Source organism: Novosphingobium sp. BAM6, from assembly GCF_057784955.1.
In genome coordinates this window covers 524,235-540,457 of record NZ_JBYNTR010000001.1, presented here as the reverse complement: position 1 = coordinate 540,457, position 16,223 = coordinate 524,235, and the positions used below count along the sequence as shown (strand labels likewise).

21 protein-coding genes and 2 tRNA genes are annotated in these 16,223 nt (G+C 64.4%); 7 read left to right on the top strand and 16 right to left on the bottom strand.

From position 1 onward, the window contains the following. Positions 1-73 precede the first annotated feature (73 nt). Positions 74-159: transfer RNA gene (locus AC3EC3_RS02620), tRNA-Tyr, on the bottom strand. A gap of 291 nt (positions 160-450) precedes the next feature. Between AC3EC3_RS02620 and AC3EC3_RS02615 the strand changes: the two genes are divergently transcribed. Beyond that, positions 451-1,215, top strand: coding sequence for a TrmH family RNA methyltransferase (locus AC3EC3_RS02615; protein WP_488489176.1), 765 nt, complete (start codon positions 451-453; stop codon positions 1,213-1,215). A 154-nt stretch (positions 1,216-1,369) separates the two neighbouring features. Here AC3EC3_RS02615 and AC3EC3_RS02610 read toward each other — a convergent pair whose 3' ends face one another. The 8 genes from AC3EC3_RS02610 to AC3EC3_RS02575 form a co-directional block, all read right to left on the bottom strand. Then, positions 1,370-1,642 (bottom strand): HU family DNA-binding protein, encoded by a 273-nt coding sequence (locus tag AC3EC3_RS02610; protein WP_260921609.1) that lies wholly within the window; start codon positions 1,640-1,642, stop codon positions 1,370-1,372. A gap of 404 nt (positions 1,643-2,046) precedes the next feature. Continuing rightward, a complete protein-coding gene (gene rplS / locus AC3EC3_RS02605; protein WP_260921607.1) occupies positions 2,047-2,415 on the bottom strand; it encodes a 50S ribosomal protein L19 in 369 nt (122 codons plus the stop codon). Beyond that, a complete protein-coding gene (trmD, locus tag AC3EC3_RS02600; protein ID WP_488488131.1) occupies positions 2,415-3,158 on the bottom strand; it encodes a tRNA (guanosine(37)-N1)-methyltransferase TrmD in 744 nt (247 codons plus the stop codon). The genes rplS and trmD overlap by 1 nt, the downstream gene beginning before the upstream one ends. Before the next feature lie 13 nt (positions 3,159-3,171). Continuing rightward, a complete protein-coding gene (rimM, locus tag AC3EC3_RS02595; protein WP_488488130.1) occupies positions 3,172-3,687 on the bottom strand; it encodes a ribosome maturation factor RimM in 516 nt (171 codons plus the stop codon). A gap of 3 nt (positions 3,688-3,690) precedes the next feature. Then, the gene (gene rpsP / locus AC3EC3_RS02590; RefSeq protein ID WP_260921601.1) at positions 3,691-4,116 is read right to left on the bottom strand and encodes a 30S ribosomal protein S16; all 426 of its coding nucleotides are present in this window, start codon (positions 4,114-4,116) and stop codon (positions 3,691-3,693) included. Positions 4,117-4,154: 38 nt separating this feature from the next. Then, entirely contained in the window at positions 4,155-5,627 is a 1,473-nt protein-coding gene (ffh, locus tag AC3EC3_RS02585) for a signal recognition particle protein (protein WP_488488129.1), read from the bottom strand. A gap of 193 nt (positions 5,628-5,820) precedes the next feature. Next, positions 5,821-5,896, bottom strand: a tRNA-Ala gene (locus AC3EC3_RS02580). A gap of 244 nt (positions 5,897-6,140) precedes the next feature. Next, positions 6,141-6,461: an FYDLN acid domain-containing protein gene (locus AC3EC3_RS02575; protein ID WP_260921591.1), complete on the bottom strand. Its 321-nt coding sequence runs from the start codon at positions 6,459-6,461 to the stop codon at positions 6,141-6,143. 237 nt (positions 6,462-6,698) lie between these two features. Here AC3EC3_RS02575 and aroA point away from each other — a divergent pair, with 237 nt between their 5' ends. The 6 genes from aroA to AC3EC3_RS02545 all read left to right on the top strand — a co-directional run bounded on the left by aroA (position 6,699) and on the right by AC3EC3_RS02545 (position 12,511). Further along, entirely contained in the window at positions 6,699-8,030 is a 1,332-nt protein-coding gene (gene aroA / locus AC3EC3_RS02570; protein WP_488489175.1) for a 3-phosphoshikimate 1-carboxyvinyltransferase, read from the top strand. A gap of 5 nt (positions 8,031-8,035) precedes the next feature. Continuing rightward, entirely contained in the window at positions 8,036-8,668 is a 633-nt protein-coding gene (locus tag AC3EC3_RS02565) for a (d)CMP kinase (RefSeq protein WP_488489174.1), read from the top strand. 253 nt (positions 8,669-8,921) lie between these two features. Continuing rightward, positions 8,922-10,628, top strand: a complete 1,707-nt coding sequence (rpsA, locus tag AC3EC3_RS02560) for a 30S ribosomal protein S1 (RefSeq protein ID WP_488488128.1) — start codon at positions 8,922-8,924, stop codon at positions 10,626-10,628. 97 nt (positions 10,629-10,725) lie between these two features. After that, entirely contained in the window at positions 10,726-11,148 is a 423-nt protein-coding gene (locus tag AC3EC3_RS02555) for a hypothetical protein (RefSeq protein ID WP_488488127.1), read from the top strand. Between the two features lie 32 nt (positions 11,149-11,180). Beyond that, entirely contained in the window at positions 11,181-11,960 is a 780-nt protein-coding gene (gloB, locus tag AC3EC3_RS02550; protein WP_488488126.1) for a hydroxyacylglutathione hydrolase, read from the top strand. 5 nt (positions 11,961-11,965) lie between these two features. Next, on the top strand, positions 11,966-12,511 hold the full coding sequence (locus tag AC3EC3_RS02545) for a nucleoside 2-deoxyribosyltransferase domain-containing protein (RefSeq protein WP_488488125.1): 546 nt from the start codon (positions 11,966-11,968) through the stop codon (positions 12,509-12,511). An 80-nt stretch (positions 12,512-12,591) separates the two neighbouring features. On the opposite strand, the gene AC3EC3_RS02540 is transcribed toward AC3EC3_RS02545, so the two are convergent. The 7 genes from AC3EC3_RS02540 to AC3EC3_RS02510 all read right to left on the bottom strand — a co-directional run bounded on the left by AC3EC3_RS02540 (position 12,592) and on the right by AC3EC3_RS02510 (position 16,178). Continuing rightward, positions 12,592-13,146, bottom strand: a complete 555-nt coding sequence (locus AC3EC3_RS02540) for a F0F1 ATP synthase subunit B family protein (protein WP_488488124.1) — start codon at positions 13,144-13,146, stop codon at positions 12,592-12,594. Further along, positions 13,139-13,633, bottom strand: a complete 495-nt coding sequence (locus tag AC3EC3_RS02535) for a F0F1 ATP synthase subunit B (RefSeq protein ID WP_260921575.1) — start codon at positions 13,631-13,633, stop codon at positions 13,139-13,141. Before AC3EC3_RS02535 ends, AC3EC3_RS02540 begins: the two co-directional genes overlap by 8 nt. Positions 13,634-13,740: 107 nt before the next feature. Then, positions 13,741-13,965, bottom strand: a complete 225-nt coding sequence (locus tag AC3EC3_RS02530; RefSeq protein WP_260921574.1) for a F0F1 ATP synthase subunit C — start codon at positions 13,963-13,965, stop codon at positions 13,741-13,743. Between the two features lie 40 nt (positions 13,966-14,005). Then, entirely contained in the window at positions 14,006-14,764 is a 759-nt protein-coding gene (locus AC3EC3_RS02525; RefSeq protein ID WP_488489173.1) for a F0F1 ATP synthase subunit A, read from the bottom strand. An 84-nt stretch (positions 14,765-14,848) separates the two neighbouring features. Continuing rightward, positions 14,849-15,169 carry an AtpZ/AtpI family protein gene (locus AC3EC3_RS02520; protein ID WP_488488123.1) on the bottom strand — a complete coding sequence of 107 codons (321 nt, stop codon included), beginning with the start codon at positions 15,167-15,169 and terminating at the stop codon, positions 14,849-14,851. A 374-nt stretch (positions 15,170-15,543) separates the two neighbouring features. Continuing rightward, on the bottom strand, positions 15,544-15,945 hold the full coding sequence (locus AC3EC3_RS02515; RefSeq protein ID WP_488488122.1) for a YdbL family probable chaperone protein: 402 nt from the start codon (positions 15,943-15,945) through the stop codon (positions 15,544-15,546). Beyond that, a complete protein-coding gene (locus AC3EC3_RS02510) occupies positions 15,945-16,178 on the bottom strand; it encodes a YnbE family lipoprotein (protein WP_488488121.1) in 234 nt (77 codons plus the stop codon). The genes AC3EC3_RS02515 and AC3EC3_RS02510 overlap by 1 nt, the downstream gene beginning before the upstream one ends. Positions 16,179-16,223 lie beyond the last annotated feature (45 nt).

Sequence of the window (16,223 nt, the reverse complement as noted above, 5' to 3'; positions counted from 1 at the left end):
AAAGCGCTCTGGGAAAAAGGCTGTCGCTCTGGGCTTCCCCTTGCGGGGCGGCTCTCAGAGCGAGAAAAGCTGGTGGTGGACAGAGCTGGATTCGAACCAACGTACGCTTGCGCGGGCAGATTTACAGTCTGCTGCCTTTAACCACTCGGCCATCTGTCCACACCAGCTTGCTGGCTTGCAAATCCTTTCGGATCCGCGATTTGGAGCGTTCCGAAGAGCGCCCCGTGCCGAGGAGACGCGCCTTTGCCGAAGCTTCTCTTGCCTGTCAATGCCCTCGCTGGCAGAGCGGGCGAGAAATTACGATTTTTTTGCTGAAAGGACGTTCTGATGAGCAATCGTGGCCGTGGTCGCGCCGGGACCTATGGAGGATCCGGCGATGACACCCGCGACAATGGCACCGGCGAAGGCGGCACGCGCAAGCGCGGCGCGCTGCGGGGCCGCGCCGGACGCATGCAGGGCGGCCGCGGCAGCGGTCGCGGAAGCAGCGGATCGGTGCGCCTTTGGGGCCGTCACGCCGTGGAAGCGGCGCTGAAAAACCCGGAGCGCAAGCACCGCAAGCTCTGGGCGACACGCGAAGGCGTCGCGTCACTGGATGGCGAACTGCCTGACGACTTCCCCGTCGAATGGGCGCAGCCTGCCGATCTGGCACGACTCGTTGCCCGCGATGCGCCGCATCAGGGCCTCGTGCTCGACTGCGACCCGCTGGAAGACATCTTCCTTGAAGACGTTCTCGATGGCGATGCCTCGCGCCCGGTGCTGGTGCTGGATCAGGTGACCGACCCTCACAACGTCGGCGCCATCCTGCGCTCGGCTGCGGCGTTCAACGCCTGCGCGATCGTGACGCAGGATCGCCATGCCCCGCCCGAATCAGGCACGTTGGCCAAATCGGCTTCGGGCGCGCTTGAAGTGGTGCCCTGGGTGCGGGTGGTAAACCTTGCCCGTGCGCTGGAGGACATCGCCGAGGCCGGTTACTGGCGCATCGGTCTGGACGGGGCGGCCAAATCGACCCTGCAAGGCGCCCTGCCCGCCGGGCCGGTAGCTCTCGTGCTCGGCGCTGAAGGCGATGGCATGCGCCATAACATCGTCCAGCACTGCGACGCGATCGCCAAGCTGCCGATCAGCGAGGCGATGGAAAGCCTCAATGTCAGCAATGCCGCCGCGATCTCGCTCTACGCGGTCGCCACGCGTGTTATCGACGCCAGCGAGGGCGAATAGGAGATAATCGCCCGGAGGCGCTGTAACGGCGCCTCCCCTCCAGCCTGGAAGGGTGAATATCCCGAACAACAAAAAACGCCGCGTGAACCGAAGTTCGCGCGGCGTTTTTTTTTGCGACCCGGGAGGCAGTGCCGGGTCGCCGGAACAATCGGTCTTAGTTGACCGCGTCCTTCAGGCCCTTGCCGGCCTTGAACTTCGGCTGTGCCGAAGCCTTGATTTCCATCGGCTCGCCGGTGCGCGGGTTACGACCAGTCGAAGCCTTGCGCTTGGCGACCGAGAACGTGCCGAAACCGACCAGACGAACTTCATCGCCAGCCTTCAGTGCGCCGGTGATCGCGTCAAACACGCCTTCGACAGCCTTGGTGGCGTCGCTGCGGGTCAGACCACTGGTTTCAGCGACCGCGCTGATCAGATCGTTCTTGTTCATTATGGGAACCCCCTAGCCTTTCAGTGGAACTATGGTTGGTGGGAAAAAACTTCAGCTGCCTCTCGAACGGCACGGAATTGAGCCAATTTTGACGACGGTGTCAAAGCCTAAACTGGCCGAAACTCGCAGTTTATCGTGTTTCTCCGTCGTTCGCAGCATCGAATGGAGGACAAAAGGGACGAGCGACCCGCCCGTCGCTCCGACTCGCCTGCCCATTAGGAAACAGCAAGCGCCAACTTCAAGCGGTCGAATTGACCACCTGCGCGGTTATCCACAGCCCCGAAGCCTGTAAAATGCGTGGTTTACTGCGGATAAACCACAAGAAGAAAGGGGTGACCCGGCAAACCGGATCACCCCTTCCTGAAACGAGCCTTTGCAGGGCTGCGTCGTTCGTGACCGAACGATCAGCCTTCCGCGCGGGTGTCGCGACGCTCGGCGATACGGGCGCGCTTGCCGGTACGACCACGCAGGTAGTACAGCTTGGCACGACGCACGACACCGCGACGAACGACTTCGATCGAATCGATGTTCGGCGAGTAGAGCGGGAATACGCGCTCAACGCCTTCACCGAAGCTCATCTTGCGCACGGTGAAGTTCGAACCCATGCCACGGTTCGAACGCGCGATGCACACGCCTTCGAAAGCCTGAACGCGGGTACGGGTGCCTTCAACGACCTTCACGCCGACGCGGACGGTGTCGCCCGGGCGGAATTCGGGAATGGTCTTGCCGGCCTTGGCGATTTCTTCGGCTTCGATCTGCTGAATCAGGTTCATCACCTGGTATCCTCATGCTTTTGCCGCGCGCCAGAGGCAGATCGGCCCCGAACGTCACCACGACGTTCCCAAAGGTCCGGCCTGCGTGACCGAGTATCCTGCTCCGCCTGGAGTTTCCTCCACGAAGCAATCTTCGCATGATCCCCCGATCGCAGCACTTCAGGGATCGTGCGCCCTTCCCATTCGACGGGTCGGGTATAGTGCGGGTATTCAAGAAGACCGTCCTCGAACGATTCCTCGGTCCCGCTGGAAGCCGCGCCCATTACGCCGGGAAGCAGGCGAATGCAAGCGTCGAGCAGCAGCAGCGCGCCGCATTCTCCGCCTGACAGGACGATGTCGCCCATGCAGACCTCCTCGACCTCACGGCCTTCGAAGATGCGCTCGTCGAAGCCTTCGAACCGACCGCACAGGATGGTCACGCCCGGCCCTGCCGCGAGTTCGCGGACCCGCGCCTGCGTGATCGGCTTCCCGCGCGGCGTCATCGCCAGCACCGGCGCCTCGGGGCTGATCGTGCGCGCATGGTCGATCACCGAGGCGAGCACGTCGACCTTGAGCACCATCCCTGCGCCACCGCCCGCAGGCGTATCGTCGACAGTACGATGCTTGTCCGTCGCGAAGTCGCGGATCTGCACCGCGTTCATCGCCCAGTCCCCGCGCTCCAGCGCACGCCCGGCAAGGCTGACGCCCAGCGGACCGGGGAACATCTCGGGATAGAGCGTGAGGACAATGGCGCTGAAGGTCATCGGGAAGCTCGCATTATTCGGCGAAGGCCGCGACGATCACCAGCTTCTCGTCGTTCCATTCGGGAACGGCGGCAGCAATCATCGGCACCATGAAGCGCTGGCGACGCCCCTTCTCGTCCGGTTCGGCGCGCTCGATTTCGAGCACGTCGCCGGCACCGAAGTTCTCGACCGCGATCACCACGCCGAGCGCCTGTCCCTCGTCCGAGACCGCTGGAAGCCCCAGCAGATCGGCGTGATAATACTCGCCATCTGCAAGATCCGGCATGGCCGAACGCGGAACGGTCAGCACGGTGCCGCGCAGTTTCTCCGCAGCGGTGCGATCCTTCACCTCGTCGAAGCGGGCAATGGCGCCGCCCTTGCCGTCGTCGCGCAGCTTGGAAAGCGTGAGCTGTGAATCGTTGAAGGCGCGGTAGCGCTTGAGCGTCACCACGCCTTCACCGAACAGCTTGAGGCGAACTTCGCCTGTCACGCCGTGCGCGCCGGAGACGGCGGCAAGCGTGACAGGGCGATCCTTCGAGCTGGAAGCCAAGACTTACGCCTCGGTCGATTCCTCAGCGCCCTCGGCAGCCGGAGCTTCCTCGGCGGGAGCGGCAGCTGCAGCAGCAGCGGCCTCTTCGGCCTCACGGATCTTCTCGGCGCGCTCTTCTGCACGCTCCTTGGCCTTCTTGCCCGGCTCAGCCTGCTTCGGGTTCACGGTAGCCTTGCGCTCCTTGATGCCGGCCTTGTCGAGCAGGCGGGCAACGCGGTCGGTCGGCTGGCCGCCAACGCTCAGCCAGTGGCGAACGCGGTCTTCGACCAGACGCACGCGGTTCTCGTCGTCCTTGGCGAGCAGCGGGTTGTAGGTGCCGACCTGCTCCAGGTACTTGCCGTCACGCGGCGCGGTCGAGTTGGCAACGACGATCTTGTAGTACGGACGCTTCTTGGCACCGCCGCGCGAAAGACGAATGGAAACGGACATGTGATTCTACCTTCCTGTGAATTTTCGAAAACGTGTGATTATTTCTTCAGAAACTTGCTGAGATCGGGAGCGCCGCCACCGCCGAGCCCCGGCATTCCGCCGAGACCGCCAGCAAGCCCGCCTGCACCTCCGGCGAGACCATCGAGCCCCGGCATCGCACCGCCAAGGCCACCCTTGCCGAACATCGCCGCGAGCCCCTTGAGGCCGCCCATCTTCTTGATCTGCTTCATGGCCTTGGCCATTTCGAGATGCATCTTGAGCAGCTTGTTGACGTCCTGCACCTGCGTACCCGAGCCGTTGGCGACGCGGATCTTGCGCTTGGCGTTGAGCAGTGCCGGGTTCGCGCGCTCCTTGGGCGTCATCGAACCGATGATCGCATCCATGCGCAGCAGGACCTTGTCGTCCATACCCGACTGCTGCATCGCCGCCTTGGCCTTCTTGAGGCCCGGCATCATGCCTGCCAGCGCGCCGAGGCCACCCATCTTCTGCATCTGATTGAGCTGCGTGCGCAGGTCGTTCATGTCGAACTTGCCCTGCTCCATGCGCTTGGCAAGGGCTTCGGCTTCCTCGACCTTGACTGCTTCGGCCGCCTTCTCGACCAGGCTGACGACATCGCCCATGCCCAGGATGCGGCTCGCGACGCGGCCCGGATGGAACACTTCGAGCGCGTCCATCTTCTCGCCGGTGCCGGCGAACTTGATCGGCTTGCCGGTGACGGCGCGCATCGACAGTGCCGCACCGCCGCGTGCATCGCCGTCCATACGGGTCAGCACGACGCCGGTCAGATCGACCTCGCCCGAGAACGACTGCGCGACGTTCACCGCGTCCTGACCTGTCAGCGAATCGACGACCAGCAGGGTCTCGCGCGGGGTGGCAATCGCCGCGACCGCCTTCATCTCGTCCATCAACTGCGTGTCGACGTGGAGACGGCCGGCGGTGTCGAGCAGCAGCACGTCCACCGCCTGAAGGCGTGCGGCCTGCATGGCGCGCGTGGCGATCTCGGTGGGCTGCTGTCCGGCGATGATCGGCAGCGTGGCGACCGAGACCTGCTCGCCCAGCACGCGAAGCTGCTCCTGCGCCGCCGGACGGTTCACGTCCAGCGAGGCCATCATCACCTTCTTGCCGTGCTTCTCGCGGAGAAGACGCGCGATCTTGGCGGTGCTGGTGGTCTTGCCCGAACCCTGAAGGCCGACCATCATGATGACGACCGGCGGCACGGCTTCCAGATCGAGATCGGCAGGCTTGTCGCCGCCCAGCATCTCGACCAGCGCATCGTTGACGATCTTGACGACCTGCTGGCCCGGCGTGACCGAACGCAGCACCGACTGGCCGATGGCCTGTTCCGTCACCTGATCGACGAAGCGACGGACCACCGGCAGCGCGACATCGGCTTCCAGCAGCGCGATGCGCACTTCGCGCATGGCGTCACGGACGTCCTGCTCCTTGAGCGCGCCGCGACCGCGCAGCTTGTCGAAGACGCCGCCGAGACGATCCGAAAGAGAGTCGAACATGAAACCCGTTCCTCAACTTCGTTCGGCCCGAGTCACTTGCCCGGACCTTTCCAGCGGCGTGAATACGCCAAAAAAGCCGGTGGGCGAAACCTCGCTGACCGGCTGATGCATGAGCGTTATAGCGAAAAACGCCGGTGGACGAAACCTCGTCAACCAGCGTATCGCATCATGCGAAACTGCAATGTATTTGAAATGGTGGAGCCTAGCGGGATCGAACCGCTGACCTCCTGCATGCCATGCAGGCGCTCTCCCAGCTGAGCTAAGGCCCCAATCATTTCAACCAGTTACCCCTGGGGGAGCAACCTGTTTCCCTCGTTTTGGAGCGTTCCGGAGAAGCACCGCCGCTTGGGAGGCCGCCCTCTAAGCGGGCTGGAAAAAGTTGGCAAGAGAAAAAATTCGAAGGTGCAATTTTTTTCGCCAGAGCCGCGAACGGCGCCACCAACCTCCTCCAAAACAAAAAAGGGCGGCACCGAACCGGCACCGCCCTTTTTGCTGGATCAGGGGATCAACCGATCAGTTGTCGTGATCCTCGTCGTCGTCACCGCCGCCGATGCCCAGATCGTCGTCGCCGCCGAGATCGACATCGTTGTCGGGCGAATCGCCGTCCTCGTCGATGTCCAGATCGTCATCGGCCAGATCGGTGTCTTCCTGCTCGACCGATTCCTTCTTCTGGATTTCCTCGAAAGGAATCGGCTGCTTGGACTTGAGCACCGGCTCGGGGTTCCAGGTATTGCCGCATTCGATGCAGGTTACCGGATCGTCCTTGCCCAGATCGTAGAAGCGGGTGCCGCATTTCGGGCAGCCGTGCTTGGCGCCCCACTCAGGCTTTGCCATGAATAGTCCTCGAAGATGGCGCGGGCATGCAGGCCCGGGCGTGAAAATCTTTGTACTTGATGGAAAGAGCGGCGCGCAAAATCAAGCGTTCCGCTCACATCAGGGCGCGCGCCTTGCCATAGGCGGCCCCCGCTGTCAAAAGCCGCCCCGATTTTCGCCGTTTTGCGGCATCGTTCGCCTCTTAACATTCGCCCTTAGGAAAGACCTGCCCTCGTGAGTCACGCCGATCCCGCCCAGATGCGCCCTCGCCGCTTCCTGCCCTCCGGTCCGCTGAAGGGCCGAATCCGGGTTCCGGGCGACAAATCGATCAGCCACCGCTCGATCATGCTGGGCGCGCTGGCCGTGGGCGAGACGAAAGTCACGGGCCTGCTCGAAGGCGAGGACGTCCTCTCCACTGCCGCTGCGATGCGCGCCATGGGCGCACAGGTGGAACGCACGGGCGAAGGCGCCTGGTCGGTCCATGGCGTAGGCGTAGGCTCGCTGCTGCAGCCGCAGGCCCCGCTCGACATGGGCAATTCGGGCACTTCGACGCGCCTGCTGATGGGCCTTGTCGCCACCCACCCGATCACCGCGACCTTCGTGGGAGACGCCTCGCTTTCCAAGCGCCCGATGGGCCGGGTGATCGATCCACTCTCAACGATGGGCGCCAGCTTCGAGGCGACAGAGGGCGGCCGCCTTCCCCTTATCCTCAAGGGCGCCTCGCCCGCCGTGCCGATCCGCTACCGCCTGCCGATGGCCTCGGCGCAGGTGAAGAGCGCGATCCTGCTGGCGGGCCTCAACACGCCGGGGATCACCACTGTCGTTGAACCCGTCCCCACCCGCGACCACTCCGAGCGAATGCTGCGCGGCTTCGGCGCCGAGCTTACGGTCGAGACCGACAGCGACGGCGCGCGCGTCATCTCGATCCGGGGCGAGGCGGAATTGAAGCCCCAGACCATCGAGGTTCCGGGCGACCCTTCGTCGGCAGCCTTCTTTATCGTCGCGGCACTGATCGTGCCGGGCAGCGAAATTCTGATCGAGAACGTCGGCCTCAACCCGACGCGCGCCGGGATCATCGAGGTGCTGCGCCAGATGGGCGGCCATATCGAGGAAGTGAACCAGCGCGAAGTCGGCGGCGAGCCGGTGGCCGACCTGCTGGTGAAGCACTCGGCACTCAAGGGCATCGCGGTCGATCCCGCGATCGTGCCCGCCATGGTCGACGAGTTCCCGGTGCTGTTCGTCGCCGCCGCGATGGCAGACGGCGTGACCACCACCACCGGTCTTGAGGAACTGCGCGTCAAGGAATCGGACCGCATCGCGGTGATGGCGGCGGCCCTGACAGCCGCAGGCGCCACCGTGCGCGAGACCGAGGACGGCATGGTCATCACCGGCACCGGTGGCGAGCGCCTGCCCGGCACAGCCAGCGGTTCGGGGCACGAGATCGCCACGCATCTCGACCATCGCATCGCCATGTCGATGGCCGTCGCCGGTCTCGTCAGCCGCGAGGGCGTGGAAGTGGACGACGTGCGCCCTATCGCCACCAGCTTTCCGGTATTCGAATCGATGCTCGAAGGGCTGGCGGCAGCATGAACGACCTGATCGTCGCCGTCGACGGGCCGACCGCCTCAGGCAAGGGCACCATCGCCCGCGCGCTCTCGGCGCATTTCGGCCTGCCGCATCTCGATACCGGCCTGCTCTATCGTGCGGTCGGCTATCAGTGCTTTCTCGACGGCGGCGATCCGGACGACAGCGCCGCAGCTCTTGCCGCCTGTTCGTTCCCCGATGCCCTGCTCGCCGAACCCGAACTGCGCTCCGAGGCCAGCGGCGGGCTTGCCAGTCGAGTGTCGGTGCATCCTGCAGTCCGGCAGGCGCTCTACGAACGTCAGCGCAGCTTCGCCACCCAGCCCGGCGGTGCCGTGCTCGACGGGCGCGACATCGGCACGGTAATCGCCCCCGAGGCCGCCGCGAAGCTGTTCGTCATCGCCTCGGTCGAAGCCCGCGCCCAGCGCCGCTTCCTCGAAATGCAGGGACAGGGCCGCAAGGTTGCGCTGGCGGACATCGCCGCCGACCTTGCCGCGCGCGACGAGCGCGACCGCAACCGCAAGGACGCCCCGCTCGTCGCCGCAAACGATGCCGTGGTGCTCGACACCTCCGAGCTTGGCCGCGACGAAGCGATCGCCCGCGCCATTGCCATCGTCGAGTCGGCAAGGGCGACGACGCGGGACTGACCCCGCCTTCCATATCGCGCGCTATTCCGGGGCGCCAACACACCCCAAATCCCTTGCATTTTGCCTGCCTCAGGCGTAAGCGCCGCCGGTCCGGTCGGGCCTCGCGCCTGAACGGGCGCCGTGTCCGGCATCCGGTCGCCACGGCAGTTCGGCCCTTTTGGCCCGCACGTCGCATGGGGCGGCTTGCGGAGAAAGACCGGCGGAGAAAACCGCCTGGCCGGTAAAATCGTACGAAACAGGAACCTGATACCCAATGGCTACTTCTGCCAATCCGACCCGCGACGATTTCGCGGCGATGCTCGACGAGCAGCTCGGCGGCGCTGCCGACGACGGCTTCGAGGGTCGCGTCGTCAAGGGCACCATCACCGCCATCGAGAACGACAAGGCCGTCATCGACGTGGGCCTGAAGAGCGAAGGCCGCGTGCCGCTTCGCGAATTCGCCCGTGGCGAGGACGAGCACGGCCTCAAGGTCGGTGACGAAGTCGAAGTTTACGTCGACCGCGTCGAGAACGCCGACGGCGAAGCGATGCTGTCGCGCGACCGCGCACGCCGCGAAGCTGCGTGGGACAAGCTCGAGAACGAGTTCGGCGAAGGCAAGCGCGTCGAAGGCGTGATCTTCGGCCGCGTCAAGGGCGGCTTCACCGTCGACCTCGACGGCGCCGTCGCGTTCCTGCCCGGCTCGCAGGTCGACATCCGTCCGGTCCGCGACGTCGCCCCGCTCATGGATGTGCCGCAGCCCTTCCAGATCCTCAAGATGGACCGTCGCCGCGGCAACATCGTCGTGTCGCGTCGCGCCGTTCTCGAAGAGACCCGCGCCGAGCAGCGCAGCGAGCTGATCGACAAGCTGAGCGAAGGCCAGGTCATCGAGGGCGTGGTCAAGAACATCACCGACTACGGTGCGTTCGTTGATCTCGGCGGCATCGACGGCCTGCTCCATGTCACCGACATGAGCTACAAGCGCGTCAACCACCCGAGCGAAGTGATCGCCATCGGCGACACCGTGAAGGTCCAGATCATCCGCATCAACCAGGACACCCAGCGCATCAGCCTCGGCATGAAGCAGCTGGAGAGCGATCCCTGGGAAGGTGCATCGGTCAAGTACCCGGTCGGCGCCAAGCTGCAGGGCACTGTCACCAACATTACCGAATACGGCGCCTTCGTGGAACTGGAAGCCGGCATCGAGGGCCTCGTCCACGTGTCGGAAATGTCCTGGACCAAGAAGAACGTCCACCCCGGCAAGATCGTCTCGACCTCGCAGGAAGTCGAAGTGGTCGTGCTCGAGGTCGATTCGGAAAAGCGCCGCATCTCGCTTGGCCTCAAGCAGGCTCAGCAGAACCCCTGGGAAGCCTTCGCCGAGAAGCACCCCGTTGGTTCGCAGGTCGAAGGCGAAGTCAAGAACGCGACCGAGTTCGGTCTGTTCATCGGCCTCGACGGCGACGTGGACGGCATGGTCCACATGTCGGACATCGCATGGGGCATCTCGGGCGAGGACGCTCTGGCCCTGCACCGCAAGGGCGAGGAAGTCTCGGCCGTGGTTCTCGATGTCGATGTCGAGAAGGAGCGCATCTCGCTCGGCATGAAGCAGCTTGAGCGTGGCGCTCCGGCAGCCGGCATCGCCGCTGCTGGTGGCACCCTGCGTCGTGGCGAGACCGTGACCGTGACCATCCTCGAAGTCCGCGACGGCGGCCTGGAAGTCCAGGCTGGCGAAGATGGCGCCACCGGCTTCATCAAGCGTTCGGACCTCGGTCGCGACCGCGACGAGCAGCGCCCCGACCGCTTCCAGGTTGGCCAGAAGCTCGACGCCATGGTCACCGGCTTCGATCGTTCGAAGAAGCCGAACTTCTCGGTCAAGGCCCGCCAGCTGGCCGAAGAGAAGGAAGCCGTGGAGCAGTACGGTTCGTCGGACTCGGGCGCTTCGCTCGGCGATATCCTGGGCGAGGCTCTGAAGGGCCGTTCGTAAGATCGGACCCAGCCTCACCGTCAGGTGAACACAAAAGCCCGTCCGGAGAAATCCGGGCGGGCTTTTGCTTTGGCGCAGATGTGATAGGCTTTGCACCATGGCATTGCGCAATCTTCTTGGGACATTCCTCAGTCGCCATGCGGTCGCCATTGCAGGTGCTTGCCTGCTTCTCGCATGGGCGGACGTTGGCCTGCGTCGGTTTGCGGCAATCCATCTTCCCGTTCTTCCCTTCGCAGTCCTGACCTTTGTGCTGCTTCTGGCAGGCAGACTCCGAAACACTGCCTCGCAGCACAAGACTATGCGCAAGATTCCAAAATCCAGACGCGCCATTACCGTACTGGCACTCTTGAGCTGGATCGCATGGGCCTACGCATGGTGGACGCAGACGAGCCCCGGCGTCGGAGTCACCGATGCCGCCTGGTATCTTCTCCTCATATCGACGACGCTCCTCGACTTTGCAGGCATGGAGCAGGCTGCCAAGCCTTCACACAAAGAAGACGCCTTCCCCATTACGGACTGAGCCCCTAGATCTCCCCTCCAAGGAGATCCCCCATGACCACCGCGCTCCAAGTCCATCAGTTCCCGTGCCTGTCCGACAACTACGGCTTCCTGCTTCACGATCCCGCCAGCGGCGAGACGGTGTGTATCGACACCCCTGACGCGGACGAATACCTCGCACAGGCCGGACTCATGGGCTGGACGATCACGCAGATCTGGAACACCCACTGGCATCGCGACCATGCGGGCGGGAACCTTGCTATCAAGGCTGCGACCGGCTGCACGATCAGCGCTCCCGCGGGCGATGCCGGGAAGATCGAAGGTGTCGACCGGCCGGTTTCGCAGGGCGACACGCTGCGCATCGGTGCCTATACGGCAGACGTGATCGACGTGGGCGGCCACACACTCGGCCATGTCGCCTACCATCTGCCTGAGGCGGGTATCGCCTTCGTCGGCGATTCGGTGTTTGCGCTGGGTTGCGGGCGCATGTTCGAGGGGACCGCGGAGCAGTTCTGGGCGAGCATCGAGCGGATCAAGGCGCTGCCGCCGGAAACGCTGCTCTACTGCGCGCACGAATATACCCAGAGCAACGCGCGCTTCGCGCTGCATGCCGATCCGGAGAACGCAGCCCTCGCCGCCTATGCGGACGACGTGACGCAGGCCCGCGCGCAAGGTCGTGCCACGGTGCCGACCGTTCTGGAGCGCGAACTGGCGACCAACCCCTTCCTGCGCGCCGACGAACCGGACCTCCAGAGCCGCTGGGCGCCTGCCGGGCATACGGGAGATGCCGTCGCCACCTTCGCGGCCCTGCGCGACGCCAAGAACACGTTCTGACGACGATGCTGCGCCCTCTTCTCCTCGCTGCCTCGCTCGGCGCGGTTTCAGCCCCGGTGTGGGCTGCGCCGGTCGTCGTGACCTCGCCCCAGGCCCTGCCCGCAGACCACGCGCACCCACGCGTGTTCCTGGGCGGCAGTATCGACATGGGCCGTGCCACCGACTGGCAGGCAGAGCTGATCGCCGCACTCAAGGATCAGGACGTCACCGTGCTCAACCCGCGCCGGGCGGACTGGAACCCGGCGTGGAAGCCCGAAGCCTCGGACCCGAACTTTCGTCAGCAGGTGGAGTGGGAACTCGCCGCGCTCGACAGCGCCGACGTGATCGTAATGTATCTCGCACCCGGAACGCAGAGCCCGGTCAGCCTGATGGAACTGGGCCTCCATGCCCACGACGGCAAGCTGATCGTGCTGTGCCCGCAAGGCTACTGGCGCAAGGGCAATGTCGATATCACCGCCGCCCGCTACGGCGTACAACAGGTGGCCACGATGGACGAATTGATCGCAGCTACGAAAGCGCGGATCGCGGCATGGAAGAAGGGGCGGAAGTAGACCACCTCAACGCTCCAACAAAAAAGCCCCCGACCCGAAGGGCGGAGGCTTTCGTGTTCGTTCGCGAACCTTGCGGGAAATCAGATCCCGGCGATCGCCTGATCGACGAGGCCCTTGTCCGCATCGGCGCCATGGTTGGCGGCGATGACGATGCGCGAGGCTTCGGCGGCAGCCTTGGCGGCCTGGTTCTGCAGACCGATCACGGCGGCGCGTTCGGCAGCCGAAATCTTGTCTTCGGCCATCTTCTCGCGACGGGCGATCGTCTCTGCCGTGTCTGCCTCGGCCTTGGCGACGATGGCGCCTGCTTCGTGACGGGCATGTTCGAGCATGGCCGCCGCTTCCTTTTCGGCGTTGGCGATACGCTCGGCATATTCATGACGAAGCGCCTCGGCCTCTGCGCGCAGGGTGCGGGCTTCTTCGAGCTGGGCCTTGATCTCGGCGATCTTGCCGTCGAGCCCGCGGCCGAGCATCGCAGGGACGCCCTTCCAGACCAGAATGATCAGCAGCACCAGCATCGAGGCACTGACGATGGCCATCGGCGGGGCAATGCCCAGCAGACGGGGTTCGGCGTGCACGGCGTCGTAGGGCGAGCCGGCAGCGGCGGCGGCAAGCGCCAGCAGCATCGTATTAGCCATGGACGAGGCTCTCCTTGACGGCGGCGCGGACAGCGGCGTCCTCGACGGAGAGGCCGGCCACGCGCGCAACGATGTCGCGAGCGGCATCGGCGGCCACGTCCTCGATCTCGGCAGCCGCCGAACGGCGGGCTTCCTCGATACGGGCCTCGGCCTGCGCGATGCGGGCGTCGATGGTGCCCTGCGCGGCGGCAAGGCGGTCGGCGGTGGCGGCCGAAGCCTTGGCACGCGCCTCGGCGATCAGGCCCTGGGCCTGCGCACGGTTCGCGTTTTCACGCTGGCGCCATGCGGCCTCTTCGGCATCGGCCTGGTCGCGCGCCTGCTCGGCGGCGCGCAGGTCGTCGGCAATCTGCTTGTCGCGCTGCGCAACCGTATCCATGACCTTGGGCACCATGCCCCGGCCGACCACGAAAAAGGTCAGCCCGAAGAAGATCAGCAACCAGAAGATCTGGCTGGAATAGGTCGCGGCTAGCTGGTCGATCTGAGGCATTGGTCAGCCCTGTCTCGAAGTGGCCGTGAAAAATCCGGTCCGCCCGCCCCGCATCTCGCCAAAGGCCGAGAGGGAGCGGACGGACGAAACGTTCGTCGCTGGTGCGATCAGGCGAAGATCAGCAGCGCGGCGATGACGAACGAGAGAAGACCGAGAAGCTCGGCACCGGCGAAACCGATGAAGAGACGGCCCTGCTGCGCGTCGGCAGCACCGGGGTTGCGCAGCGCGCCTTCAAGGAACTTGGCGAACACGTTGCCCACGCCGATCGAGGCGAGGCCGCAACCGATCGCAGCGAAACCGGCGCCGAGCAGCTTTGCAGCATCTGCTTCCATTACAAAAACTCCCTTTGGTAGAAAATCGAGCGAGATAAACTCAGTGAAGGTTCTCGGCGTCGTTGAGATAGACGCAGGTGAGAAGAGCGAAGACGTAGGCCTGGATGCCGGCAACCAGCAGCTCCAGCGCGCAGATGCCGACCATCAGCACGAAGCTGGGAATACCGGCGACCGCGAACAGGCCGATGTTGGCGTTGCCCGAGCTGATCACGAAGCTCGAAAGCACTTCAAGCAGGACGTGTCCGGCCATCATGGCCACGAAAAGACGAAGGCCGAGGCTGAACGGACGCACCAGGAACGAGACCAGTTCGACGAAGAAGATCGGAACGATCATCGCCACGGGCGTACCGTGCGGCACGAACAGCGAGAAGAAGTGCAGCTTGTGCTTGGCGAAGCCGACGACCAGCACGATCGCGAACGACAGCAGCGCCAGAACGCCGGTCACCGTGAAGTGGCTGGTGAACGTGAACGGATGCACGCCGAGCACGCCGAGCGGCATCAGGCCCAGGAAGTTCGCGAACAGGATGAACATGAACAGCGAGAAGATGTAAGGCACATACTTCTTGCCGTTGGGACCGACATTGGCGGCCAGCATTCCGGCGACGAAACCGGTGAAGGTCTCCACCGCCATCTGCCAGCGACCGGGCACGACCTGGCGCTTGAGGCCACCGGCCACGAAGATGACCAGCACAACCGTCGCCAGCGCCATCCACAACGCGCTGTTGGTGAAGGCGACATTATAGCCCGCAATGTTCCATCCATCCGAGCCGAACAACGGCTGGATGGTGAACTGGTGCATCGGATCGACCTTGCCTTCGGCTGCCACCTGAAAAAATCCCGTCGCCTGCGAGCATAAGCGCCCCTCCTGGCCCTTACCACAGGGTCATTCAGGACGCTTGCTCGTAATCCTAAGAATGTTCCTGAAGCCGACGAATATCCCGAAGAACATCATCGACAACAGACCCCAGGGCGACGTTCCGGCGAAGCGATCAATCACCCAGCCAAGAAACAGTCCGCCCGCAAGCCCCCCCAGCAGTTCGGCGAGGACGCGGTTGCCGATACGATAGTTCTCGTCGGCTTCCGCACCCCCTACCGGCCGGTTGCGCGCATCTTCCCGCTGCCTGAGAGCCTTGAGCTTCTCATCCAGCGCTTCGACACGGGCATCCTCGCCAACAGGGTCCTGGGCAGACGGCTCGTCGTTCATGTCAGGCTCCTCACAATAAAGGGAACGCTTGGACACGCCCAACGGCTGCCTGCCGAAGGCGCCGACCCCTTAGGGTGCCCCCCCAGTTGAGTCAACCGCACCTCCCGGCGCGTTTGCGCCCACTTGCGAGCTATCCGGGCCGTGACGCCCGATGCAAATTCAGCCGACGCGGCAAGATGCAATCATATTTCTGACGGAAAACAGAAAAATCCCGCAGAATTTCGCGGGATTGGCTGGAACGTGTCTGCTGCGTGACCAAATCTGGGGGCAATGAACAGGGTAGGACAATTCGTCCCGGATCAGGGACAGGGCCGGACCGGCTGCGCAGGTGCATTCAGCGCAACCGATCGGCACCGGTATGGTCAGAGATGTGATCAGGGGCAGCGCGGATCGCGATCGGGCGCACCTGCCCCGCGCGTCTTCCAGCTGCCGTCCGGCGCCTGATACTTCTCACCCGGCTTGGTCTCCGAGATCAGGCGGCAGGCCGAGACGAAGGCGAACTCCTCGATCGTGCCCTTGCCAGCGGCGCCCTGTGTGTAGACGGCGCGGCGCTGGTTGTTGATGTCGCGCACCATGGCCTTCACATCGGCGCTCTGGTTGCCGACGACACCGAGATAGCCATCGCTCTGCTCTCCCACCTGCCCGGCCGCGCGCGCGGCGGCGTAGGCGGGGCTGCGGCTCTGAGCCATGGCGGGTGCGGCGGCGAAGCCCGTCACCACCAGTGCGGCGGCAGCGAGGCCGGTCATCGCGAAACTGCCGGAACGAAGCATAGTCATCAGAAGATATCCTTGTTGTCGTCGATCGTCTTGGCCGCATCGGCAGCCAGCTTGTAAATCACTTCCTGGCGGATATTCACGTTCAGCTCGATCACGATCGGCTTGTCCGGCGCGGTGACATTGATGCACCCGCCCAGCAAGGCAGACGAGCCGGCCGCCACCAGCACCGTCCCGGCACGAAGCCCGCGTGAGGCCAGATGCCTTCCGAGCCACTGCCTTCCGAACTGCCCCATCGCCGTGCGCGTCCTGAGAGACTCACCTGTCGATGAAGCGGTCGA

Excerpts from the sequence above, each read along its gene's own strand:
- gloB (WP_488488126.1), top strand. The coding sequence starts at position 11,181 with ATGACCACCGCGCTCCAAGTCCATCAGTTCCCGTGCCTGTCCGACAAC.
- AC3EC3_RS02615 (WP_488489176.1), top strand. The coding sequence starts at position 451 with ATGCAGGGCGGCCGCGGCAGCGGTCGCGGAAGCAGCGGATCGGTGCGC.
- AC3EC3_RS02575 (WP_260921591.1), bottom strand. The coding sequence starts at position 6,461 with ATGGCAAAGCCTGAGTGGGGCGCCAAGCACGGCTGCCCGAAATGCGGC.
- rpsA (WP_488488128.1), top strand. The coding sequence starts at position 8,922 with ATGGCTACTTCTGCCAATCCGACCCGCGACGATTTCGCGGCGATGCTC.
- AC3EC3_RS02515 (WP_488488122.1), bottom strand. The coding sequence starts at position 15,945 with ATGACTATGCTTCGTTCCGGCAGTTTCGCGATGACCGGCCTCGCTGCC.
- AC3EC3_RS02545 (WP_488488125.1), top strand. The coding sequence starts at position 11,966 with ATGCTGCGCCCTCTTCTCCTCGCTGCCTCGCTCGGCGCGGTTTCAGCC.
- trmD (WP_488488131.1), bottom strand. The coding sequence starts at position 3,158 with ATGACCTTCAGCGCCATTGTCCTCACGCTCTATCCCGAGATGTTCCCC.
- AC3EC3_RS02610 (WP_260921609.1), bottom strand. The coding sequence starts at position 1,642 with ATGAACAAGAACGATCTGATCAGCGCGGTCGCTGAAACCAGTGGTCTG.
- rpsP (WP_260921601.1), bottom strand. The coding sequence starts at position 4,116 with ATGTCCGTTTCCATTCGTCTTTCGCGCGGCGGTGCCAAGAAGCGTCCG.
- ffh (WP_488488129.1), bottom strand. The coding sequence starts at position 5,627 with ATGTTCGACTCTCTTTCGGATCGTCTCGGCGGCGTCTTCGACAAGCTG.
- AC3EC3_RS02535 (WP_260921575.1), bottom strand. The coding sequence starts at position 13,633 with ATGCCTCAGATCGACCAGCTAGCCGCGACCTATTCCAGCCAGATCTTC.
- AC3EC3_RS02555 (WP_488488127.1), top strand. The coding sequence starts at position 10,726 with ATGGCATTGCGCAATCTTCTTGGGACATTCCTCAGTCGCCATGCGGTC.
- rplS (WP_260921607.1), bottom strand. The coding sequence starts at position 2,415 with ATGAACCTGATTCAGCAGATCGAAGCCGAAGAAATCGCCAAGGCCGGC.
- AC3EC3_RS02540 (WP_488488124.1), bottom strand. The coding sequence starts at position 13,146 with ATGGCTAATACGATGCTGCTGGCGCTTGCCGCCGCCGCTGCCGGCTCG.
- AC3EC3_RS02520 (WP_488488123.1), bottom strand. The coding sequence starts at position 15,169 with ATGAACGACGAGCCGTCTGCCCAGGACCCTGTTGGCGAGGATGCCCGT.
- AC3EC3_RS02530 (WP_260921574.1), bottom strand. The coding sequence starts at position 13,965 with ATGGAAGCAGATGCTGCAAAGCTGCTCGGCGCCGGTTTCGCTGCGATC.
- AC3EC3_RS02525 (WP_488489173.1), bottom strand. The coding sequence starts at position 14,764 with ATGCACCAGTTCACCATCCAGCCGTTGTTCGGCTCGGATGGATGGAAC.
- AC3EC3_RS02510 (WP_488488121.1), bottom strand. The coding sequence starts at position 16,178 with ATGGGGCAGTTCGGAAGGCAGTGGCTCGGAAGGCATCTGGCCTCACGC.
- aroA (WP_488489175.1), top strand. The coding sequence starts at position 6,699 with ATGCGCCCTCGCCGCTTCCTGCCCTCCGGTCCGCTGAAGGGCCGAATC.